Below are 21,241 nucleotides of genomic sequence, written 5' to 3'. Positions count from 1 at the left end.
TACTGCGCTTTCTGAGGCGGGCCGGCATGCGGCCGGGGCACTGGTGATCAAGGAGGTCGATATGTCGGATTTCAGGATTTCGCGACGGGGTGTTCTGGCGGGCGCGGCCGTGCTGTTGGCATCGACGGCGATGCCGTCCTTCGTCTTTGCGCAGGAGCCGAAAAAGGGCGGGCGGCTGGTCGTGGCCGCCGACTCCGAGCCGCGCAATCTCAACCCCGCCATTGTCGCCTCCAACGGCGTCTTCTTCGTCTCGTCCAAGGTGGTCGAGCCGCTGGCGGAGGCATCCTTCGAAGGCGAGGATGGGCTGTCGCCGCGTCTGGCCACCAGTTGGGAAGGCTCCGAAGACGGCAAGAGCGTCACCTTCAAGCTGCGCGAGGGGGTGACATGGCATGACGGCAAGCCGTTCACATCGGCGGATGTGGCGTTCTCGGCGCTTCAGGTTTGGAAGCCGCTGCAGAATCTCGGCCGCGTGGTCTTCAAGGATCTCGAGGCGGTCGAAACGCCTGACGAGCACACCGCCGTGTTCCGCTTTGCCAAGCCGACGCCGTTCCAGCTGATCAGGAACGCGCTGCCCGCCCTCACCGCCGTTCTGCCCAAGCATGTCTATGACGGCAGCGACATCGCCGCCAACCCCGCCAACAACGCGCCGATCGGCACCGGGCCGTTCACCTTTGCAGAGCACAAAGCCGGCGAATATTATCGCCTTGCCCGCAACGAGGCCTATTGGGGCGAAAACCAGCCGCTGCTCGACGAGATCATCTATCGCGTCCTGCCCGACCGCGCAGCGGCCGCCGGCGCGCTGGAAGCGGAAGAGGTCGATCTTGCTGCCTTCTCGGCGGTGCCGCTTGCCGACCTCGACCGCATCTCCAAGGTGCCGGGCATAGAGGTCGTCACCAAGGGCTATGAGGCGCTGACCTATCAGCTCATCGTCGAGATCAACCATCGCCGCAAGGAACTCGCCGATCTCAAGGTGCGCCAGGCCATCGCACATGCCATCGACAAGGAGTTCGTGGTCAAGACGATCTTTCTCGGCCATGCCGAAACCGCCACCGGGCCGGTGCCGAAGAACGACAAGCAGTTCTACACGGCCGATGTGCCCGGCTACGCCTTCGACGTCGCCAAGGCGAACGCGTTGCTGGACGAGGCGGGCTACCCCAAGGGTGCCGACGGCCAACGCTTCTCGCTCAAGCTCCTGCCAGCGCCCTATTTCAACGAGACCAAGCAATTCGGCGCTTACCTGCGCCAAGCCTTGGCCGAGGTCGGCATTACGGCGGAACTCGTCAACAACGATTCCGCCGCGCACCAGAAGGCTGTCTACACCGACCACGCCTTCGATCTGGCGGTCGCGCCGCCGGTGTTCCGCGGCGATCCGGCAATTTCCACCACCATTCTTGTGCAGAGCGGCGCACCGGACGGCGTACCGTTCTCCAACCAGGGCGGCTACAAGAATGCCGACATCGATGCGCTGATTGCCAAGGCCGCCGAGACCCTCGACGCCGAGGCGCGCACCAAGCTTTATTACGAGTTCCAGCAGAAGGTGGCGGAAGATCTGCCGTTGATCAACGTCGCCGACTGGGGCTTCATCACGGTGGCGCGCGACACGGTCAAGAACGTCTCCAACAATCCGCGCTGGGCGGTATCGAACTGGGCGGACACCTGGGTTGAAAAGTGACATGATCGGGTCGGCTTATTCGGCCTGAGATGTGCTTGAAATGACTTTGCTCTACGTCGCCCCCCTCTGTCCTGCCGGACATCTCCCCCGCATGGGGGGAGATTGGCCATCATGTAGGGCTTCGCCAAACAGACATATTGTAAATCTTGAGAGCGGCGGTCGAGCTGAGCAATCTCCCCCCATGCGGGGGAGATGTCCGGCAGGACAGAGGGGGGCGCGAAGGAACGCGGCCTCTCGTTTCGACCGAAATCCTACCGCATGAACCGTGCCCTGCGTCTTATCCGCCGCCGGCTGCTCGGCGCCCTTCCGGTGCTGTTGATCGTCGTCGTCGGCTCGTTCCTGCTGCTGGAAGCAGCGCCCGGCGACGCGGTGGACGCCTATGCCGTTTCGCTCGGTGGGGATGCCGGCATGATCGCTGCCCTGCGCGAAGCGTGGGGATTGGACGGCACGCCCTTTGCCCGTCTGACCGCCTATCTCTGGTCGTTGCTGCATCTCGATCTCGGCCAGTCTGTTGCGTTTTCGCGGCCGGTGCTGGATGTCGTGCTGGAGCGCCTGCCCAACACGCTGCTGCTGATGGGGGCTGCGACGGCGCTGTCCTTCGCGCTGGGTTCAGCGCTCGGGATCGTTGCCGGCTCGCGTCCCGGCAGTTTCCGCGACCGCTTCCTGTCCATCGGTTCGCTGGCGCTTTATGCCGTCCCAGGTTTCTGGCTGGGCCTGGTGCTGGTGGTGATCTTCACCGTGCAACTGCGCTGGCTGCCGCTGAGCGGCATGGAAACCATCGCCTCGGGCAAGACCGGCTTCGGCCGCGCCCTCGATATCGCTCGCCATCTGGTGCTGCCTGTGGCGAGCCTGGGTTTTCTCTATCTCGCGCTTTATCTGCGCATGATGCGCGCCGGCATGGCCGAGGTCTGGCGCATGGACTTCGTTCTGGCCGGACGCGCGCGCGGGCTCAGCCGCAGCCGCATCGTGCTGCGCCATGTCGCGCGCAACGCGCTTCTGCCGCTGGTCACCATGCTGGGACTGCAATCGGCGGGGATGCTGGGCGGCAGCGTGGTGATCGAAAGCCTGTTTGCCATTCCCGGCCTCGGCCGGCTGGCGCAGGAAGCCGTCGGCGCACGCGATACGCCTTTGTTGATCGGCATCATCCTGGTCAGTGCGGTGCTGGTCATCGCCGTCAATCTGCTGGTCGATATCGCCTATGCCATGCTCGACCCGCGCGTCGGCGCCGGCGAGGCCCAGGCATGAGCCGGCTTTTCCTGCGTTCGCCGGAAGCTGTGGCCGGCACGATCATCCTGGCGCTTCTGGTGGCCATGGCGCTGGCAGCCCCCTGGCTGTTTCCGCGCGATCCGCTGGCTATTGCCGGTCCGGCCATGCTCCCGCCGTTCCAGGACTGGACCATACCGCTGGGCACCGATCGGCTCGGCCGCGACGTACTGTCGGGCCTGTTTCATGGCGCACGCACCTCGCTTGCCGTCGGCCTGGCGGCAGCGGCCACTTCCATCGTCGTCGGAGTGCTGGTCGGCACCATTGCCGGTTTCGCCGGCGGCTGGGTGGACGAAGTGCTGATGCGCGTCACCGACGCCTTCCAGACCGTGCCTGGCTTTCTCCTGGCATTGGCTTTCGTCAGCGTCGCGGGCCCGTCGCTCGGGGTGGTGGTCGTCGCCATCGCGCTTGGCGCCTGGACGCAGCCGGCCCGCATCACGCGCGCGGAGGTTCTGTCGATCCGTGAGCGCGACTATGTCGCCGGCGCGCGCGTCATCGGCATGCACCCCGCCGAAATCGCTTTCCGCGAAGTGTTGCCCAACGCCTTGCCGCCGGTTTTGGCGCTGTCGTCGGTCATTGTGGCGGCCGCCGTGCTGACGGAAGCCGCCCTGTCGTTTCTGGGGCTGGGCGACCCCAACCGCGTCACCTGGGGCGGCATGATCGCCGAGGGCAGGGCGGTGCTGCGCTCCGCGCCCTTCCTGTCCATCGTGCCTGGCATCGCGCTGGTGTTGACGGTGCTCGGCGTCTACCTCGTCGGCGAAGGCGCGGTCGAGGCCAGCGCCGTCAAGCGGGGCAACGCATGAGCCCATGCCTCTCCCTTCGCGGCCTGTCGGTGCGCTATCCCGGCAACAAAACTCTGGTTACCGCGCTCGACAGCATCGATCTCGATATCGCGGCGGGCGAGCGGGTGGCGATCATCGGCGAGAGCGGTTCGGGCAAGAGCACGCTGGCGCTGGCGATAGCCAATCTGCTTCCGGGCAACGCGCGGGTGCAGGGCACCGTCGAGTGGCCCGGCCTGGGGCGGAAAGCTGAAAACGGCCGCGACATCGGCTTCGTCTTTCAGGATCCATCGGCAAGCCTCGATCCGGTGATGCGGATTGGCGACCAGATAGCCGAAGTCGCGCGCGCCAATCTCGGCATGGGCTGGCGGGCAGCGCAGGCGCTCGCGATCCAGCTTCTCGACAGAGTCCGCCTGCCGGAACCGAGGCTTGCAGCGCAAGCCTTTCCGCATCAACTGTCGGGTGGCCAGAAACAGCGTGTCGCCATTGCCGCCGCCATTGTCGGCAAGCCCCGGCTCTTGATCGCCGACGAAGCCACGAGTGCGCTCGACACCATCGTTCAGGCCGAGATCATGGCGCTGATCGGCCGGTTGGTGACGGAAGAGGGCATGTCGTTGCTGTTCATCAGTCACGATATTGCGCTGGCCTCGCAGATTGCCGACCGTATCGCGGTCTTCCGGCATGGCCGGCTGGTAGAGGTCGGACCGGCGCGCCAGATCGTCTCCAACCCCACCGATCCCTACACCTGGCTGCTGCTCGACGCCCATCTCGGGATCGACGCCCATCTCGGGATCGACGCCCATTCTGGGGTCGATGCCCATTCTGAGATCGATGCATGAGTGCTGACTTGCTTTCGGTCTCGGGCCTGACGAAACGCTTCTCGCGTGGCGGCAAGGCTTTTGCCGCGTTGGACGGCGTGGATTTCGCCATCGCGCCGGGCGAAACGCTCGCTCTTGTCGGCCCCTCGGGCAGCGGCAAATCGACGGTCGCACGCTGCATCCTGCGGCTGGTCGAGCCCGATGCCGGCAAAATCCGCTTCGAAGGCCAGGACCTTCTGGACCTGCGGGGGGCAGCGCTGCGGTCGATGCGGGCGCGGCTGCAGATGGTGTTCCAGGATCCGCTTGCGGCCTTCAACCCGCGCGCCACGGTGGCGCGGCTGATAAACGATCCGCTGCGCATTCATGACGTTGCGAGACGTGCCGAACGGCCAGCCGCGATTGCAAGCCTGCTCGAACGCGTTGGCCTTTCGCCCGATCTCGCGACCCGGCATGTGCACGAGATTTCCGGCGGACAGCGGCAGCGCGTGGCGATTGCGCGCGCCATCGCCACCAAACCCCGGCTCATCGTTCTGGACGAGGCGGTCTCCGCGCTCGATGTTTCGGTGCGGGCAGATGTCCTGAAACTTCTCAAGGCGCTGCAGGACGAGGACGGCCTGGCCTATCTGTTCATCACCCACGACCTCGGCGTGGTGCGCGCGGTGGCCGATCGCGTCGCGGTGATGGATGCAGGCCGGATCGTGGAGCAAGGCGCGCCGTCGCAGATCATCGGAGCGCCGTCATCCGCAACGGCCCGGGCATTGGTGGCGGCGGCACCGCGGCTGTTGGGCAGCGAGACCGTGTAGACGAGGGAATGACGGACAGTGCCGTCCGCCGTTACCTGTCCACCCGACGGCGGCTGGCATAGCGGCTTCACCGACCGGCTGCTGTGCCGCATGATGGACGCGAAAATCCATTCATGGCAACTTGCGGGTGCAGGGCGAGTCGTTTTCGCCGGATGGAGGGATGATTTCATGTACAAATTCGAGGTCTACAAGGGCAAGTCAGGCGATTTCCGGTTCCGCTTTCGCGCATCCAACGGCGAGATCATGTTCAGCTCAGAAGGCTACTCGGCAAAAGCCTCGGCACTCAACGCGATAGCCTCCATCCAGAAGAATGCGCCGGGCGCGACTGTCGAAGACCAGACTACCGCGACCGCTTGAGGCGGATGTCCGGGCTTCGCGTTCCGGTAACACTGCAGCGGTAAGATAAACGTCGGCGTGCGGGCGATTGGAGCAGATCGGCCGCATGGATGGATGTGTATGTCGTTCACAGGAGAATGATCGTGGGAATTGAAAGCCTTCTCGTCTTTTTGATCGTTGGCGCAGTCGCCGGCTGGTTGGCCGGGCTGCTGGTCCGCGGCGGCGGTTTCGGTATTCTCGGCAACATCGTCGTGGGCATCATCGGCGCGTTCATCGCGGGCTGGCTGTTTCCGCAACTCGGCATCGCCCTCGGCACGGGCATCGTCACCGCGATCATCAACTCGACGATCGGTGCCGTGATCCTGCTGGTGCTGCTGCGGCTGGTCAAACAGGCCTGACAGCGTCCGTCAGCAGGACAGGATGAACTCATAGACAGGCGCCTGCAGCAGATAACCGTTGCGGACACGGCACGATCGCAGGCGCCGCGTTTGTGCGATATAGGCTTCGGCGGCTTCCTGATAGGCGCCTTCCGACGGCTGCACGCTTACGGCGCCGAAGGTTAAGCCGCGCACCGCGCCCTGCTTCAGCGTGTCCGCCAGCGTCGCGCTGACGGCGAGCCGTTTGCGGCTGGGATGTTCATAGACGCTGAAATCGCCATAGCGTGTCGCCACGTTGACGGGGTTGCCGCCATACTCCGCCGATTTGACGCGCATCTCCTGGCTGGCGCAGCCGGTGATCGCCAGCGCCAGGGTCAAAACGGCAAATTTTTTCATGAAGTCGCAACCTTGTGTCGGTGCGGGATGATTTAGCGCTGCACCGGGAAGGGGACAAGGCTGCTGACGAAAATGGCACTTTTCGAGCAACCAGATTCCGCTTTGAGCGTTGTTTATGCAACCGCAACAACCCAAGGAGAAGACCATGGACTGGAACCGCGTCGAAGGAAACTGGAAGCAGGTCAAGGGCAAGGTCAAGGAACAGTGGGGCAAGCTCACCGATGACGACCTTGATGTGATCGACGGCAAGCGCGATCAGCTCGAAGGCAAGATTCAGGAACGCTATGGTAAGGCCAAGGATGACGTCCGCAAAGATGTCGATACCTGGTACGGAACCCAGACTTGGTGATTATACGCTAAGTCCAGCAAAAACCCGGCTTTATGCCGGGTTTTTTGTGGCTGAACCACCGAGTTCGATTTGACAGCGGTTTTGGCGCATTCGGGTGCGCACACCGTTCGCAGCGCCGATTATAGCCTCCCTTGCACAGCTTCTATGGTCAGCAGGCCTTGCCCGACGGTGGGAAAACCGACCGAGCCGTTTGTTGAATTTAGGCGGCTTTGCTCTGCTTCTTTTTGCCAGCCGGCTTTTTCGCCGAGGCAATGCCTTCCTGCTTGAGGCTTTTTCTGAGAATTTCGGCGAGGTTGACGACGTTTTCCTTGGGCGCGGGTGCGGATTTCGGCGCTGATTTGCCCTGCTGCTTGGCGCGGATCATCGCAATCAGCGCATTCTCATAGGTGTCCTCGAAAGCCGACGGGTCGAATGTCCCCTTCTTCTTGTCGATCAGCAGCGAGGCGAATTCGACCATTTCAGCATCCGGCTTGGTCGCCTTCAGTCCTTCGAAGGCCGATTTTTCGGCCAGCATTTGATTGTAGGGCCGCAACGTCGTCATCAGCATGCCGTCGCCATGCGGCTGGATGACCACTTCACGGCCTCGCTGATACAGCACGATGCAGGATCGCGCGGCGACGTTTCGGGTGCTCATCGCCTCACGCAACAAGGCAAAGCTCTCCGCCGCCACCTTGTCCGCCGGCACCAGATAATACGGCTTGTCGAGAAAACGCTGGTCGATGTCTTTCGCCGGCACGAATGCGTCGATGTCCAGCGTGTGCTCCGAACTCGGTTTCAGCGCCTTGATCTCGTCGGGCTCGATCAGCAGGAATTTGTCCTTGCTGAGCTCATAGCCTTTCACCTGATCGTCGGTTTCGACAATGTCTTGCGTGCCCTCGTCGACATAGGCGCTGCGCACGGGCTGCTTGGTTTTGCGGTTCAGTATCCGAAAATGAATTTTCTCCGAATCGCTCGTGGCGCCGATCAGCTTGACCGCGCAATTGACCGATCCGACCTTGAGAAAACCTTTCCAAGCCGCGCGTGGTGCCCCTGCCATATCCTGTCTCCGGGTTGACGAAGGGAAATGAACAGAGGGGCAGGAAGTTCCTGCTCCACTCGGGCATCAGGGAGAGGGGTCCTACAAAGTCCGCCGCTTTCGGGCTTAAGTACGTCACATGCAACGCTGCCATCGCAGCGGGATGCACGGCGTCGAGTCTATGAGACGGGAAGAACCGCAGAGCAAAAGCCTGCGATCAGAAATAGCCGATGGCGTACATGCTCGACAGAGCTGCCATGGAGAGAACAAGGGCGCTGTAAGCGGTCCAGAAAAGCTTGACTGTCATGAGAGAGGTGCTCCTTTCGCTGTTCTCATCGGACACAAAACGGCCAAAGCTGTGACAGTTTCCATCACATCGCGTAACGGTGTTGACGTTCTTGGTGAGTTGCTTTGCTAGCTCCGTTGCCAAGACTTTAGCTAGAACGTCGACCAGCTCAGCGCGTTTACAGACGAACAAGTTGTCAGGAGAGAAAGATGTGGTGCCGCTTAGGTGACTCGAACACCTGACCCCATCATTACGAATGATGTGCTCTACCAACTGAGCTAAAGCGGCTTCCAGGCTTCGCACCTGGCGGCGCGAGCGATGTGCGGCTAGATAACCGCATTGCGTTGCGATTTCAAGCTGCCTTTATCGGCATAATGCGGCTGTTTTTGACGGTTGGGCGTCGGCCTCCTCTGGGCCTCGAAGCTGCGGCGGCACGCAGTTCGACGGTGAGCCGGCCCCCTTCAGAGCGCCAGGCGTGCGCGGGCGGCCTGGTATTCGCGGTCGAGCCTGTCGACCAGCTCGGCGACGGGTACGACCTTGTCGACCGCGCCAATGCCCTGGCCGCTGCCCCATATGTCCTTCCAGACCTTGGCGCCGTCGTCGTGGAAATTCATCTTGCTGGGATCGGCTTCCGGCAGGTGCTCGGGGTCCATGCCGGAATTGCGGATCGAACCTTTGAGGTAATTGCCGTGAACGCCGGTGAACAGATTGGAATAGACGATGTCGGCGGCCTTGGACTCCACGATCATCTGCTTGTAGGCGTCCGACGCGCGGGCTTCCTCTGTCGCGATGAAGGGGGAGCCGATATAGGCGAGATCGGCACCCATGGCCTGCGCCGCCAGCACCGCTCCGCCATTCGCGATGGCGCCGGACAAGAGCAGCGGCCCGTCGAACCATTGCCGGATTTCCTGGACCAGGGCGAAGGGCGACAAAGTGCCTGCGTGGCCGCCGGCTCCGGCTGCCACCGCGATCAGCCCGTCCGCACCCTTGTCGATAGCCTTGCGTGCATGCCGGTCGTGGATGATGTCGTGCAGCACGATGCCGCCATAGGAATGGATGGCCTGGTTGACCTCCTCGACCGCGCCCAGGGAGGAGATCACGATCGGCACCTTGTATTTCACGCACAACCCGAGATCGTGTTGCAGGCGGGTGTTGGATTTGTGAACGATCTGGTTGACGGCGAAGGGAGCGGCGGCGCGGTCCGGGTTGCTCGCGTCATGCGCCGCCAGGGTTTCGGTCACCTCCGCCAGCCAGTCGTCGAGCTGCGCCTCGGGGCGCGCATTGAGCGCGGGAAACGATCCGACGACGCCGGCCTTGCACTGCGCCAGCACCATGGGCGGATGCGAAATGATGAACAGCGGCGAGGCCACGACCGGCAGGCGAAGATTTTTCTTGAGAATGTCAGGCAGCGCCAAGTCGAGTCCCTCCCGGTCCTATTACGTTTGCGTAAACGTCAGATTTCTTAACAGCGCGGACGCCATTGGGCAACGCTTGCTCGGGTGGACGTGGCGCATATGTTGCGCAGGAGAAAAAAGGCAAACAAAAACGCGAGCATATCGCGGGTGCGGCGTTGATTGATTGTCGCTGGACGGATAACGATTCGGCTGGACTGGCGGCTGTGAGGACAACGATTGGACCCGATCGAAAAAGCGATCCGGAATGCGCTCGAAAAGGGCGATGCCAAGGATCCGGCCTTTCGCGAGAAGGTTTACCGGTCGGTTTTCGCTGCCCTCGACCGCTCCCTCAAGGCCAATCCGGAATTGACCGTCGAAACGGCGATCAAGCGGCGCAAGGCGCTGCAGACAAAGATCGCCGAGATCGAGGCCGAGCACCTGCCCAAACCGGCTCCGGAAGTCGCATCGCCGCGGGCCGAGCCGCGCGGCGGACGGGCGGAGCCATCCTTCGAGCATGACGAGGAGTCTCATGCCCGCGTGCTGCCCGCCGTGCCCGACATCATGCCGGAAGGGCCCGCTCTTGAAGCCGCGTCGCCCGGCCTTGCGGCCGAGCCTGACTATCGCGGCAAGCCGCGCCGCCGCAAAAGGCCGTTCATCTGGGCGTTCATAGCGGTCACGGTGCTGGCGATTGTCGTCATGGCCGGCCTGTGGGCCTACAATACCGGCCTGTTCCTGACTGCCGCCGAGCGCGACACAGCGGTCCGTACCCAGCCGAACACGGAAGCGGAGGACTACGATCCCGAGGAGGGCAACACGCCGCCGCCGCTCTCGGCCGGCGAGGTCGCCAACCGCAACTGGATCACCGTCTTCACCCCGAGCGACCCGACCACCGTGACGGCGCCTTCGCAGACCACGGCCGAAGCCATGCAGGATGAAAGCGGCGCCTATATGCGCATCGGGTCCGGCGCATCGGGTTCGGCCGTGATCTTCGACATCGGCCAGGGCGTTCTGGAACAGATCGCCGGCAAGACGGCGCTGTTCGACATCATCGCCCGCGCGGAAGGAGGCGGCGCCACGCAGATCTCGATCGACTGCAATTTCGGCGAATTGGGCGACTGCGGACGCAAGCGCTATGAGGTCAATTACGAGCGCAACGAATATCTGTTCGAAGTGGATATGCCCAACGAACGCCCCGGCGCCGGCGGCACCATCGCCATCAACTCCGATTTCGAGCGCAAAGGTAGGGCGGTGGATATCTACGAGATCAGGGTCTCGGTCTCGGAATAAAGTTCAGGCTGGCCGGCCGGCCTGAACCGGTCGCGGCCTTTCCGCGGCTCAATCCAGCATCGCTTCCAGCGTCTCGATGCGGTCGGCCTCCGCCGATGGCTTGTCCCAGCGCAGGCGCGAGATGCGCGGAAACCGCATCGCAACGCCTGATTTGTGCCGCGTCGAGCGGGCGAGGCCTTCGAAGGCGATTTCCAGAACCAGCCCGGTCGTCCGGTCGGCACGCACCGAGCGCACCGGGCCAAAGCGTTCGATGGTGTTGTCGCGGACATATTTGTCGATCTGGCGCAGTTCCTCGTCGGTGAAGCCGAAATAGGCCTTGCCCACCGGCACCAGCTCTTCCGCGCCCTCCGCGCCGGTCCAGACGCCAAAGGTGTAGTCGGAATAGAAGCTCGAGCGCTTGCCATGGCCGCGCTGGGCGTACATCAGCACTGCATCGACCGTGTGCGGATCGCGCTTCCACTTGAACCACGGACCTTTCGGGCGCCCGGCGAGATAGGGCGAATCCAGCCGTTTCAGCATCACGCCTTCGATGATTGGGTGCGGCGGCGCCTTGCGCAGCGCTTCGAGTTCGTCCCAGTCGGCAAAGCTCACCAGCGGAGACAGGTCGAAGCGCGATGGATCGAGCGTTGCGACGAAGGCTTCCAGCCGTTGCCGGCGTTCGGCAAAGGGCAGGGCGCGCAGATCCTCAGCGCCAATGTGCAGAAGGTCGTAGCAGCGGATGAAGGCAGGGTATTTGGCCTGCATCTTGGCCGAGACCGTCTTGCGGTTGAGGCGCTGCTGCAGGTCGGAAAACGTGCCGGTGGCTTCGCGCGGATCGCCGACGAGAAGCTCGCCGTCGATGGAGGCGTCGAAATCCATCGCGTCCACAAGATCGGGAAAGGCGCCGGACACGTCGTCTCCGGTGCGCGAATAAAGCCGCTTGACGCCGGCCTCGCAGGTCGCCTGTACCCGGATGCCGTCCCATTTCCATTCGGCCGCGTAGTCGGCGGGGTCGAGCTTGTCGAGATTGGTGTCGCCGACGGGCGTGGACAGCATGACCGGCCGGAACAGGGCTTTGGCGGCCTTTTCAGGCTTTGGCGCCGAGCCCTCCAGCCAGGCGAACAGCTCCAGATAGGGTGGCGCCAGGCCGTGCCAGAGTTCTTCGATCTCGGCGACATCGACATCGCCGAAATCGGCCAGCGCCTGCTTGGCGAGACGCGCCGACACGCCGATGCGCAGCCCGCCGGTGACCAGCTTGATGATGGCATAGCGCGCCTCGATGCCGGCGGAATCGAGCAGCCCGGCAAGCACTTTCGGACCGTCCGAGCGGCTGGCGGACTGCAGCAGAGCGACCACGTCGGCGAGCGTCGGCGGCCGGTTCGGCCTGCGTTCGGGAGCGTCAGGCCAGACCAGCGAAACGGTTTCCGCGAGGTCGCCGACATAATCGTAGGAATAGCCGAACAGCACCGGGTCCATGCGTTCCGAAACCAGCTGCCGCAGCATGGCGGGCTTGACGGCTGCGATGTTCAGATCGCCGGTGATGGCCGCGAGCGCCAAGCCTCGGTCGGGGTCTTCGACAGCGCGGAAATAATCGACCATCAGCTTCAGCTTGCCGTTGCGCGACGGCGTCAGCACCAGCCGGTCGAGGAGTTCAGCGAAGCGGTTCATGATGGCCAGCGGGTGGTAGTGTTGATCAAAGCCACCATCAATCTCCCTCGTCCTCGTAGCCGACGAGATGCAGCGGCCGCGCGGCGATGCCTTGCAACTCGCACCAGCGCACCAGCGCTTCCTCGCGGCCATGCGTGACCCAGACCTCCGACGCCCCGGTCTCGGTGATGGTCTCGGTCAATTCGTCCCAGTCGGAATGGTCGGAGATGATCAGCGGCAGTTCCACGCCACGCTGCTTGGCGCGTTGGCGGATGCGCATCCAGCCCGAGGCGAAGGCCGAGACCGGATCGGGAAAGCGCCGCGCCCAGCGGTCGGCGAAGGCCGATGGTGGGCCGACGACGATGGCCCCGGCGAAGTTCTCCTTGCCGCTGCGGTCGACGGTGGCGGGCAGCAGTTCGCCCAGCGCAATGCCCTGGTTCTGGTAGTAGTCGCTGAGCTTGACCAGCGCGCCGTGGATGTAGATCGGCCGGTCATAGCCATTGTCGCGCAGAAGCCGCATCACCCGCTGCGCCTTGCCCAGAGCATAGGCGCCGACGAGATGCGCGCGCTCGGGAAACTGTTGGGCTGACTTCATCAGTTTCTCGACCTCGTGGCCCGCATCGGGATGTCGGAACACCGGCAGGCCGAAGGTGGCTTCGGTGATGAACACATCACATTGTATCGTTTCGAAAGAGGCGCAGGTGGGATCGGCCCGGCGCTTGTAGTCGCCAGAGGCAACGATGCGCACGCCGCCATGCTCGACGGCGATCTGCGCCGAACCCAGCACATGGCCTGCCGGGTGGAAGCTGACCTTCACCCCGCCGATGTCGATGATTTCGCCGATCACAGCCGTCTGCGTCGTACCAGCGAAATCCTCGCCATAACGCAGCGCCATGATGTCGAGGGTCTGTCGCGTAGCCAGCACATGGGCATGCCCTGAGCGGGCATGGTCGGAATGGCCATGGGTGATCAAAGCGCGCCCCACGGGCCGCACCGGATCGATGTAGAAATCGCCGGGCGGGCAATAAAGGCCTTCGGGGCGGGGATGAAGCAGGTCGCGGGCGCGCATGATCCTCTAGATAGGTTTCTGCGCGGCTTGGGGAAGATGCCTTGCGCTGCACTCCTGACTCCGCCTATAGCCCGCCATCATCCTTCCCAGCGAGAGCCCCATGGCAGGCAAACCGTTTGAGACATCGTCCGGTGACCTGCTTGCCGACCGGCGCGCGGACTATGCCGAAATGCTGTTTGCCTCCGAAGATCATGCGGCCGCCGCCGAACTGATGCTTGGGGCGCTGGAAATCGCGCCCGACTGGGCGATGGGCTGGTTCCGGCTCGGCGAATTCCAGGAAGCCGCCGGCGCGCTTAAGCAAGCGACAGAAGCCTGGCGCATGGCGCAAAGGCTCGATCCGGCGGACCATGCGGGTGCTGCGCTCAAGCTGGCGCTGGCTGGGGCAACTCCCGGCCCTGAAGCGCCGCCCAGCGCCTTCGTCGAAACTCTGTTCGACCAGTATGCGGGAAAATTCGACCACGCTTTGGTCGAAACGCTGGACTACCGCGTGCCGGAACTGCTGTTCGACGCTATTCGCGCCGCCGACCAGAGGCGTTTCGCGCATGCCGTCGATCTTGGCTGCGGGACGGGTCTGATGGGCGAGCGGCTGCGGCCGGTCGTGGATCGCCTCGACGGCTATGACATCTCCGCCGAGATGCTGCGCAAGGCGCGCGGGAAAAACGTCTATGACAGGCTGGAGAAGGCCGATCTGCAGACCTTCGAGGCGCTGGTCGACAAGGCCGAACTGGTGACGGCGGCGGATGTGTTCATGTATCTCGGCGCGCTCGACAGGATCGTTGCTGTGATCGCCAAGAGCGTTGCGCCGGCCGGTCTGTTCGCCTTTTCGGTCGAGAAACTGGCTATCGAGGGCGACTATGCGCTGCAACCCTCGCGCCGCTATGCGCACGGCCCTGTCTATATTGAGCGGCTGCTGTCGGAGAACGGCTTTTCGCGGCGGTCGTTCACCGAGGCGACGATCCGCCAGGACCGCGGCGAGCCGGTCACCGGGCTGATCGTCGTGGCGGAAAAGCGCTGAACTCTACGACCGTTTCGTCGTCTGCGGGCTGCCGAGCATGCCGCGTGAGCGCAGCGGCGGTTTTGCGTCGGGCTCCGCTCCGTCAAGCTTGGCTTCGAGCCGCAAAACGGTTCGCCGGAGCTCAGTGACCATGCGTTCGAGGTCGGCGATACGGCTTTCGAGATCGGTCCCGTCGCTCATCGCGATGTCCTGCGCTATTTGCGGCTCAACCGTTCGAGGCGACGCGGAAGCTTTCCCGCCCGCCGCTCGGCACGACGATGATCTGCTTGACCTTGCCCTGCTTGAAGGCAGTGAGGAAGCGCTTGTAATCCTTGAACGCGACGCAACCATGCGATTCCGCGCGTCCGCCGCGCAAAAGATAGCTGTGGGTCAGGAAGCCGTCGCGGCCGAACTTGTTCTTGCCGTCGACGGGCAGCATGCGGATTGCCTCGACGCCGTGGAAGCGGCTTTCCCGCATCCTGAGATTGTAGGTGTGCGGCGGTGTCGGGCCGTTCATCTTCACATGGGCATATTTCGGGTTGTCGGCCATGTGGCCAATGCCGGAATGGGCCTCGAGCACGCTGCCGTCCGGCATATAGACCTTCGCCGCGCTGATGTCGTAGACGGCCACGCCGTTGCCGGCCCGGGCTCCGCCGCCGAACAGGTTCTGCAGCGCGCGCCCGAACCCGCCGCCGGCCTTCTTCTCCGTGGGATCGCTCGGCTTGGCATAGGTCAGCACTTTCGGCTTCACCGGCTGGCGCTCGACGGCTTTTGGCTGCTCCGTCTGTTCGGGCTGCCCGATCTCGGCCTTTGGCGCCGCAGCTGGGCTTGCTGGCTCAGCGCGCGGGCGAAGCGCAGGCAGGGGGCCTGCCGGTGGGGTGTCTTCATAGACCGGAAGCGATGCGCTGCTTTCATCCGGGCCGATGTCGGGTTCCTGCGATGCGACGAGATCGTCTTCCGACGGCGCCAGCAAGGTGGACAAGGCAGCGCCGGCGGGTCCGCCAGGTGCGGCGGACGCATAGGCCAGGACGGTCGGAGCCTGTTCGGTCGAGGGCACCGGCTGGCCTGCGAAGCGGTTCGGGATGGGCGCGACAGCGGCCGCGGCAAGCTGTTGCGGCTTGGCCGAATCCGGCCGGGTGAACAAGCCTGCAAGTTTCTTCGGTGTCAGTCCCGCCTGCTTTGCAACGGTGTCGAAACGCGTCACGCCGACAGCGCTTGCCGTCTTCAGCGGAAGATGGCGGTCGGATTTTTGCGCAGGTGTCTCAGTTCGTGCGGCCAGGACGGGTTTTGCCACCGGCGCCGCCAGCCGTTCCGCCTTGCCCGCAGTGGCGCGCGCCCCGGTCGGGCGGATCTGCGCGACCTTCGCCGGATACAGGTTCGGCTGGGGCAGGAAATGGCTGCTGCCGGAGACGACGGAACTGTTTGTCGCGACCATGCCCGCCATCGTCCAGGCCACCAAGCCGGCAAAAGCCGTGCCGATGACGGTGATGAGCAAGGGGCGGAACAGGCGCCCAAAAGACTGTGAACGAACGATTGAACTCACCACACACGTACCAAGCCGGTCATCCCGCAGCGGTCCAAATTCCGTATTCGACCGTAACCGCGTGACTTCTGGTTTGTCCCCATCTTGAGCGACTGATTGAGAAAGGATGGCCAAATATGGTTAAATTTTGCTTTGCAGAAAACAGCTGCTGTTCGCTCGCGGCGTTTTTCCCGCTTGGCGAAGCCGGTGTTCTGCTTTAGTTCTTATGGCTTGACCCGACAGAGCCCACCCCCGTCCGAAGGCGCGTCCGCCGTTTTGCCCGAACCGTTCGTCAAATGGTTCGCCGAACGCGGCTGGGCGCCGCGCGCGCATCAGCTCGAGCTTTTGAGCCGGACTCAGGCGGGCAAGTCGGTTCTGCTCATCGCGCCGACAGGCGCCGGCAAGACCCTGGCGGGCTTCCTCCCCAGCCTGACCGACCTCGCGACACGTCCCAAACGCAAGCCCGGAGAGGCGCATCGCGGCATTCACACGCTCTATATTTCGCCGCTCAAGGCGCTTGCGGTGGATATCGAGCGCAATCTCGGCCGTCCCGTGGAAGATATGGGGCTGCCGATCAGCATCGAGACGCGGACGGGCGATACGCCGACCCACAAGCGGCAGCGCCAGAAGCTGGTGCCGCCCGATATTCTGCTGACCACGCCCGAACAACTGGCGCTGCTGATCGCCTCGTCGGACGCCAGGCGGTTCTTTGAAGATCTGCGCTATGTCGTGCTGGACGAGTTGCACTCGCTGGTCACCTCCAAGCGCGGGCATCTGCTGTCGCTCGGGCTGGCGCGGTTGCGCCACTATGTGCCCGATCTGCAGTCGATCGGCCTGTCGGCCACCGTCGCTCAGCCCGACGAACTCCGGCAATGGCTGGTGTCGCAGAATCCAACCAGAGAAATGTCCGACCTGATCACCGTCGAGGGCGGTGCGAAGCCCGACATCACCATTCTGGACAGCGAGGAGCGGGTGCCGTGGGCCGGGCATTCGGCGCGCTATGCCATCGGCGACGTCTACGAGGCGATCAAGAAGCACAAGACGACCCTGCTGTTCGTCAACACCCGCAGCCAGGCGGAGCTGCTGTTCCAGGAGCTGTGGCGGATCAACGAGGACACGCTGCCGATAGCGCTGCACCACGGGTCGCTCGACGTCGGCCAGCGTCGACGGGTCGAGAAGGCCATGGCGGACAATGTCTTGCGCGCCGTGGTCGCCACCTCGACGCTCGATCTCGGCATCGACTGGGGCGATGTCGATCTCGTCGTCCATGTCGGAGCGCCCAAGGGCGCGAGCCGGCTCGCCCAGCGCATCGGCCGCGCCAATCACCGCATGGACGAGCCCAGCCGCGCCATTCTCGTGCCGGCCAACCGGTTCGAAGTGCTGGAGTGCCGGGCAGCGCTGGAGGCCAATTATGTCGGCGCCCAGGATACGCCGCCTCTTATCGAAGGCGCGCTCGATGTGCTCGCCCAGCATGTTCTGGGCTGTGCCTGCGGCGCGCCGTTCGATGCGGACGAGCTGTATAACGAAATCCGCTCGGCGGCGCCCTATGCCGCGCTTGACCGCGACAGCTTCGACCGCGTCATAGCCTTCGTCGCCACCGGCGGTTACGCGCTGCGCACCTATGAGCGCTATGCCCGCATCAAGCTGACCAAGGAGGGCAAGTGGCGCGTCACCCATCCGCGCGTCGCCCAGCAATACCGTCTCAATGTCGGCACCATCGTCGAAGCGCCGGCGCTGAACGTGCGCTACACCCGCGCCAAGGGCGGGGCGATGCGCGGCGGTGCGCCTCTCGGCAAGATCGAGGAGCATTTTGTCGAAACCCTGACCCAGGGCGACATGTTCATCTTCGCCGGCAAGGTGCTGCGCTTCGAAGGCATTCGCGAGAACGAATGCTATGTCTCCAACGGCAACAGCAGCAAAGTGCTGGTGCCCTCCTATGCCGGGGGCAAGTTCCCGCTGTCGACCTATCTCGCCGAACAGGTGCGCGGCATGCTGGCCGATCCGGCGCGCTGGTCGTCGCTGCCCGATCAGGTGTCGGACTGGCTGCGCATCCAGCAGGACAAGTCCGTGCTGCCGCCCAAGGACCAGCTTCTGGTAGAGACCTTTCCGCGCGGCAGCCGCTTTTACATGGTGGCCTATCCATTCGAGGGGCGGCTGGCGCACCAGACGCTCGGCATGCTGCTGACACGCCGCCTGGAGCGGTCCGGCGCCCGTCCGCTCGGCTTCGTGGCGACGGACTATTCTCTCGCCGTCTGGTCGCTGGGCGACATGGGCGCGATGTTCAAGGCGAAGAAGCCCTCGCTCGACGACCTGTTCGACGAGGATATGCTGGGCGACGATCTCGAAGCCTGGCTCAACGACAGCTGGCTGCTGAAGCGCACCTTCCGCAACTGCGCCGTGATCGCCGGGCTGATCGAAAAGCGCTATCCCGGCCAAGAGAAAAGCGGCCGGCAGGTGACGGTCTCCGCCGACCTCATTTACGACGTACTCCGCAGCCATGAGCCCGACCATATCCTGCTGCGGGCGACGCGGGCGGATGCGGGCTCGGGCCTGCTCGATGTCAGGAGACTGGCCGAGATGCTCTCGCGCATTCGCGGTCGAATCATGCATAAGGCGCTCGATCACATCTCGCCTCTGGCGGTGCCGGTGATGATGGAAATCGGCCGCGAGTCGGTCAATGGCGAGGCAAACGATTCGCTGCTGTCGGAAGCGGCTGATCTGATTGAAGAGGCAATGGGGCCGGAATGAACGTCGCAGCGCGCGATATGTCACCAGGTTCGAGCCAGGCCGACGCCATCGTCGTGGCCGGGCAGCGCGCTGTCTGTGACCTGCGTGGTGCGCTTTATTTCCGCGATCTCGGCCTGCTCGCCGTGTCCGACCTGCATTTGGAAAAAGGCTCGTCCTTTGCCCGGCGCGGTGCGCTGCTGCCGCCCTATGACACCGCGGTGACGCTGCAGCGGCTGGAAGCGGTCATCGCCGATTACCGCCCGCGCATCGTCGTCAGCCTGGGCGACAGTTTTCACGACGGGCAGGGCGCGGCGCGCCTGCATGAGATTTTTCGTGCCGGGCTCGAAACCATGATGGCAGGCCGCGACTGGTATTGGGTCGCGGGCAACCACGACCCCGAAGCGCCCGCCGATCTGCCGGGCGAAACGGTTCGCGAGTTAGCCGTTGCCGGTCTTGTCTTTCGCCACGAGCCGGCCCGCAAGGGCGGCGAAGGCGAGATCGCCGGCCACCTGCATCCCTGCGCCCGCATTGTCCAGCGCGGCCGCTCGGTGCGCCGCCGCTGCTTTGCCAGCGACGGCCTGCGGCTGATCATGCCGGCCTTCGGGGCTTTCACGGGCTCGCTCAACGTCCTCGACAAGGCCTATGCCGGCCTGTTCCGGCGCGAAGCGCTGATGGCCTACATGCTGGGACAGGCCCGCGTCTATCCGATCGCCGGGTCGCTGTTGCGGGCGTAACCGGTCAGTCCCGCTTGAAGACGATCCGGCCGAGCCAACCCGTCAGCATGGCGAGGCCGATGGCGAAGACGCCATAGGCGAAGCTGTGATTGTTGGCGAAGCGGAAGACCGCCTGCTCGAAACCGGACTTGACGATGACCAACTGGGTCGAGGCTTCTTTGATGAACACGCCCTGGCGGAACAGGAAGGCGCGCGCTTTGTGCGTGCCGACGGGGACCGAGGGAGCGAGGCTCAAGGTTGCGCGAAAGAGGTTTTGCGACAGAAAATGCACGCCGCCGATATTGTCGGTGAACAGTCCGCCCGCCTTCTTGCGGTCTCGCAGGGCGGCGGTGAACTCTTCGATCGTCACCGGATTGTCGTCCACATCGGCCGGCTGCAAATGGATGTTGTCTGCCCCCAAAGAGAGGCGCCTGTAGCTGCCGGGATCGGTGATGTCCTGGAAGGCGCGCGTGCTGGCGATGGAGTAAGACATTGGCACGTTGAGGAAGGTTTCGGACTCGGTGTTGATCCACATGCCGAGCACGCGGCTCTTGCGGCGCACCACCACGGGCCGTGTCGGCCCTTCCAGCACCACGACGACGTCATAGCGGCCTTGCCGGCTCAACAGCGAGTCGGGGTTTTCCAAGGCCCCGAAGATGGTGAGCTGGGCGCCGGAAAAATCCGCCGTGATGGAGATACGGTCCATCGACAGGCCGATCTGAATGCCTTCCTGGATCTGCTGCGCGCGCTGCCTGTCGTCCTCGGCGCCCGGCACGGGCTGCGGCGGCGGTGCATCCTGCGCGACAGCGGCCGTCGTGCAAAGCAAAGCCGCGAGCATGAGGACCGCTGCCCGCATCACATCAGCCCGCCCAGGCTGGTGAGCGAGTAGAGGCTGTTCGGCCGCACGAACAGGTCGAAGCCCAGCCGCAGCGCCACAGCCAGAACAAGCAGCGCCAGCAGCGCCCGCAACTGTTCGCCGCGCAGCTTCTGGCCCGCCTTGGCGCCATATTGAGCGCCGGCCACGCCACCGACCATCAGGACGAGGGCGAGGAAGATGTCGACCGTCTGGTTGGTCGTCGCATGGATCATGGTGGTGTAGGCCGAAACCACGATGATCTGGAACAGCGAGGTGCCGACGACGACATTCGTCGGCACCTTCAAAAGATAGATCAGCGCCGGAATCATGATGAAGCCGCCGCCAACGCCCATGATGGCGGAGAGGAAGCCGATGCCGGCGCCGATGCCCAGCACCGGAATGACGCTGACGAAGAGCTTCGAGGCGCGGAACCGCATCTTGAACGGCAGCCTGTGGATCCAGTTGTGCTGGCCCGATTTCTTCAGTGTGGGGGCTGCGGTCGAACGCGACGCGCGGATTGCGTTGACGCTTTCGATCAGCATCAGTCCTCCCACCGCGCCGAGCAGGCCGACATAGAGCAGCGAAATGAACAGGTCGAGCTGGCCGACGCGGCGCAACAACGCAAAGACGACGGCGCCGGCGGTCGAGCCGACGATGCCGCCGACAAGCAGCATCGAGCCGAGCTTGAAATCGATGGTCTTTCGCTTGAGATGCGCCAATGCGCCGGAAAACGACGAGGCGATGACCTGGTTGGCGCCGGTGGCGACCGCGATTGCGGGCGGGATGTTGTAGAAGATCAGGAGTGGCGTGATCAGGAAGCCGCCGCCGACGCCGAACATGCCGGACAAAAAGCCGACCGCCGCCCCCATCGCCAGAAGCACGAACACGTTGACCGACATTTCTGCGATCGGAAGATAAATTCCCACCCTGCGGCCCGATCTTACTGACTGCGCTGCGTG

Annotated in this window: 21 protein-coding genes and 1 tRNA gene; 12 read left to right on the top strand and 10 right to left on the bottom strand. The window is 63.9% G+C overall.

Translation table 11 applies throughout. The features are described 5' to 3' along the window. Positions 1-61 precede the first annotated feature (61 nt). The 7 genes from ICI42_RS01330 to ICI42_RS01300 all read left to right on the top strand — a co-directional run bounded on the left by ICI42_RS01330 (position 62) and on the right by ICI42_RS01300 (position 6,069). Complete coding sequence (locus ICI42_RS01330; protein WP_188162740.1) at positions 62-1,672, top strand: ABC transporter substrate-binding protein; 1,611 nt, start codon at positions 62-64, stop codon at positions 1,670-1,672. A 258-nt stretch (positions 1,673-1,930) separates the two neighbouring features. After that, complete coding sequence (locus tag ICI42_RS01325) at positions 1,931-2,917, top strand: ABC transporter permease (protein WP_188162739.1); 987 nt, start codon at positions 1,931-1,933, stop codon at positions 2,915-2,917. Beyond that, entirely contained in the window at positions 2,914-3,738 is an 825-nt protein-coding gene (locus tag ICI42_RS01320; RefSeq protein ID WP_188162738.1) for an ABC transporter permease, read from the top strand. The genes ICI42_RS01325 and ICI42_RS01320 overlap by 4 nt, the downstream gene beginning before the upstream one ends. Continuing rightward, a complete protein-coding gene (locus tag ICI42_RS01315; protein WP_188162737.1) occupies positions 3,735-4,553 on the top strand; it encodes an ABC transporter ATP-binding protein in 819 nt (272 codons plus the stop codon). The genes ICI42_RS01320 and ICI42_RS01315 overlap by 4 nt, the downstream gene beginning before the upstream one ends. Continuing rightward, the gene (locus ICI42_RS01310; RefSeq protein WP_188162736.1) at positions 4,550-5,335 is read left to right on the top strand and encodes an ATP-binding cassette domain-containing protein; all 786 of its coding nucleotides are present in this window, start codon (positions 4,550-4,552) and stop codon (positions 5,333-5,335) included. The genes ICI42_RS01315 and ICI42_RS01310 overlap by 4 nt, the downstream gene beginning before the upstream one ends. 168 nt (positions 5,336-5,503) lie before the next feature. After that, entirely contained in the window at positions 5,504-5,692 is a 189-nt protein-coding gene (locus ICI42_RS01305) for a YegP family protein (RefSeq protein ID WP_188162735.1), read from the top strand. A 122-nt stretch (positions 5,693-5,814) separates the two neighbouring features. After that, positions 5,815-6,069, top strand: coding sequence for a GlsB/YeaQ/YmgE family stress response membrane protein (locus ICI42_RS01300; RefSeq protein WP_188162734.1), 255 nt, complete (start codon positions 5,815-5,817; stop codon positions 6,067-6,069). Positions 6,070-6,078: 9 nt separating this feature from the next. Here the strand turns inward: ICI42_RS01300 and ICI42_RS01295 are convergent, their stop codons facing one another. Further along, complete coding sequence (locus ICI42_RS01295; RefSeq protein WP_188162733.1) at positions 6,079-6,444, bottom strand: hypothetical protein; 366 nt, start codon at positions 6,442-6,444, stop codon at positions 6,079-6,081. Between the two features lie 145 nt (positions 6,445-6,589). Between ICI42_RS01295 and ICI42_RS01290 the strand changes: the two genes are divergently transcribed. Further along, positions 6,590-6,793: a CsbD family protein gene (locus ICI42_RS01290; protein ID WP_188162732.1), complete on the top strand. Its 204-nt coding sequence runs from the start codon at positions 6,590-6,592 to the stop codon at positions 6,791-6,793. Positions 6,794-6,992: 199 nt separating this feature from the next. Here ICI42_RS01290 and ku read toward each other — a convergent pair whose 3' ends face one another. From ku to ICI42_RS01275, 3 genes are all read right to left on the bottom strand, one after another. Beyond that, the gene (gene ku / locus ICI42_RS01285) at positions 6,993-7,829 is read right to left on the bottom strand and encodes a non-homologous end joining protein Ku (protein WP_188162731.1); all 837 of its coding nucleotides are present in this window, start codon (positions 7,827-7,829) and stop codon (positions 6,993-6,995) included. A gap of 477 nt (positions 7,830-8,306) precedes the next feature. Beyond that, a tRNA-Thr gene (locus ICI42_RS01280) sits at positions 8,307-8,382 on the bottom strand. Between the two features lie 173 nt (positions 8,383-8,555). Further along, positions 8,556-9,509 carry an NAD(P)H-dependent flavin oxidoreductase gene (locus tag ICI42_RS01275; protein ID WP_188162730.1) on the bottom strand — a complete coding sequence of 318 codons (954 nt, stop codon included), beginning with the start codon at positions 9,507-9,509 and terminating at the stop codon, positions 8,556-8,558. 216 nt (positions 9,510-9,725) lie between these two features. On the opposite strand from ICI42_RS01275, the gene ICI42_RS01270 reads away from it, so the two are divergent. Then, positions 9,726-10,775 carry a hypothetical protein gene (locus ICI42_RS01270; protein ID WP_188162729.1) on the top strand — a complete coding sequence of 350 codons (1,050 nt, stop codon included), beginning with the start codon at positions 9,726-9,728 and terminating at the stop codon, positions 10,773-10,775. A 48-nt stretch (positions 10,776-10,823) separates the two neighbouring features. Here the strand turns inward: ICI42_RS01270 and ICI42_RS01265 are convergent, their stop codons facing one another. Both ICI42_RS01265 and ICI42_RS01260 read right to left on the bottom strand, forming a co-directional pair. After that, positions 10,824-12,422, bottom strand: coding sequence for a cisplatin damage response ATP-dependent DNA ligase (locus ICI42_RS01265; RefSeq protein WP_188162728.1), 1,599 nt, complete (start codon positions 12,420-12,422; stop codon positions 10,824-10,826). A gap of 37 nt (positions 12,423-12,459) precedes the next feature. Further along, positions 12,460-13,470, bottom strand: a complete 1,011-nt coding sequence (locus tag ICI42_RS01260) for a ligase-associated DNA damage response exonuclease (protein WP_188162727.1) — start codon at positions 13,468-13,470, stop codon at positions 12,460-12,462. Between the two features lie 100 nt (positions 13,471-13,570). Here ICI42_RS01260 and ICI42_RS01255 point away from each other — a divergent pair, with 100 nt between their 5' ends. Continuing rightward, a complete protein-coding gene (locus ICI42_RS01255) occupies positions 13,571-14,485 on the top strand; it encodes a class I SAM-dependent DNA methyltransferase (protein WP_188162726.1) in 915 nt (304 codons plus the stop codon). 3 nt (positions 14,486-14,488) lie between these two features. Here the strand turns inward: ICI42_RS01255 and ICI42_RS01250 are convergent, their stop codons facing one another. Both ICI42_RS01250 and ICI42_RS01245 read right to left on the bottom strand, forming a co-directional pair. Further along, entirely contained in the window at positions 14,489-14,665 is a 177-nt protein-coding gene (locus ICI42_RS01250) for a hypothetical protein (protein ID WP_188162725.1), read from the bottom strand. A gap of 25 nt (positions 14,666-14,690) precedes the next feature. Continuing rightward, on the bottom strand, positions 14,691-16,007 hold the full coding sequence (locus ICI42_RS01245) for a tlde1 domain-containing protein (RefSeq protein WP_330999084.1): 1,317 nt from the start codon (positions 16,005-16,007) through the stop codon (positions 14,691-14,693). Positions 16,008-16,262: 255 nt separating this feature from the next. Here ICI42_RS01245 and ICI42_RS01240 point away from each other — a divergent pair, with 255 nt between their 5' ends. Next, entirely contained in the window at positions 16,263-18,734 is a 2,472-nt protein-coding gene (locus ICI42_RS01240) for a ligase-associated DNA damage response DEXH box helicase (protein ID WP_230980121.1), read from the top strand. 17 nt (positions 18,735-18,751) lie between these two features. Continuing rightward, complete coding sequence (gene pdeM / locus ICI42_RS01235) at positions 18,752-19,447, top strand: ligase-associated DNA damage response endonuclease PdeM (protein ID WP_230980173.1); 696 nt, start codon at positions 18,752-18,754, stop codon at positions 19,445-19,447. Between the two features lie 4 nt (positions 19,448-19,451). On the opposite strand, the gene ICI42_RS01230 is transcribed toward pdeM, so the two are convergent. Together ICI42_RS01230 and ICI42_RS01225 are read right to left on the bottom strand one after the other, a co-directional pair. After that, positions 19,452-20,282: a TIGR02186 family protein gene (locus tag ICI42_RS01230; RefSeq protein ID WP_230980120.1), complete on the bottom strand. Its 831-nt coding sequence runs from the start codon at positions 20,280-20,282 to the stop codon at positions 19,452-19,454. Then, a complete protein-coding gene (locus ICI42_RS01225; RefSeq protein ID WP_188162722.1) occupies positions 20,282-21,208 on the bottom strand; it encodes a sulfite exporter TauE/SafE family protein in 927 nt (308 codons plus the stop codon). The genes ICI42_RS01230 and ICI42_RS01225 overlap by 1 nt, the downstream gene beginning before the upstream one ends. Between the last annotated feature and the right edge of the window lie 33 nt (positions 21,209-21,241).

Source organism: Oryzicola mucosus (assembly GCF_014534685.1).
GTDB classification, from domain to species: domain Bacteria; phylum Pseudomonadota; class Alphaproteobacteria; order Rhizobiales; family Rhizobiaceae; genus Oryzicola; species Oryzicola mucosus.
Note: the sequence above shows the minus strand (reverse complement) of the source record. Positions and strands in the feature narration are given on the sequence as shown.

Bases quoted from the DNA above. Each gene is read 5' to 3' on its own strand.
- ICI42_RS01255 (WP_188162726.1), top strand. From the start codon at position 13,571: ATGGCAGGCAAACCGTTTGAGACATCGTCCGGTGACCTGCTTGCCGAC.
- ICI42_RS01315 (WP_188162737.1), top strand. From the start codon at position 3,735: ATGAGCCCATGCCTCTCCCTTCGCGGCCTGTCGGTGCGCTATCCCGGC.
- ICI42_RS01265 (WP_188162728.1), bottom strand. From the start codon at position 12,422: ATGAACCGCTTCGCTGAACTCCTCGACCGGCTGGTGCTGACGCCGTCG.
- ICI42_RS01325 (WP_188162739.1), top strand. From the start codon at position 1,931: ATGAACCGTGCCCTGCGTCTTATCCGCCGCCGGCTGCTCGGCGCCCTT.
- ICI42_RS01290 (WP_188162732.1), top strand. From the start codon at position 6,590: ATGGACTGGAACCGCGTCGAAGGAAACTGGAAGCAGGTCAAGGGCAAG.
- ICI42_RS01330 (WP_188162740.1), top strand. From the start codon at position 62: ATGTCGGATTTCAGGATTTCGCGACGGGGTGTTCTGGCGGGCGCGGCC.
- ICI42_RS01230 (WP_230980120.1), bottom strand. From the start codon at position 20,282: ATGCGGGCAGCGGTCCTCATGCTCGCGGCTTTGCTTTGCACGACGGCC.
- ku (WP_188162731.1), bottom strand. From the start codon at position 7,829: ATGGCAGGGGCACCACGCGCGGCTTGGAAAGGTTTTCTCAAGGTCGGA.
- ICI42_RS01320 (WP_188162738.1), top strand. From the start codon at position 2,914: ATGAGCCGGCTTTTCCTGCGTTCGCCGGAAGCTGTGGCCGGCACGATC.
- ICI42_RS01310 (WP_188162736.1), top strand. From the start codon at position 4,550: ATGAGTGCTGACTTGCTTTCGGTCTCGGGCCTGACGAAACGCTTCTCG.
- ICI42_RS01260 (WP_188162727.1), bottom strand. From the start codon at position 13,470: ATGCGCGCCCGCGACCTGCTTCATCCCCGCCCCGAAGGCCTTTATTGC.
- ICI42_RS01250 (WP_188162725.1), bottom strand. From the start codon at position 14,665: ATGAGCGACGGGACCGATCTCGAAAGCCGTATCGCCGACCTCGAACGC.
- ICI42_RS01295 (WP_188162733.1), bottom strand. From the start codon at position 6,444: ATGAAAAAATTTGCCGTTTTGACCCTGGCGCTGGCGATCACCGGCTGC.
- ICI42_RS01305 (WP_188162735.1), top strand. From the start codon at position 5,504: ATGTACAAATTCGAGGTCTACAAGGGCAAGTCAGGCGATTTCCGGTTC.
- pdeM (WP_230980173.1), top strand. From the start codon at position 18,752: ATGTCACCAGGTTCGAGCCAGGCCGACGCCATCGTCGTGGCCGGGCAG.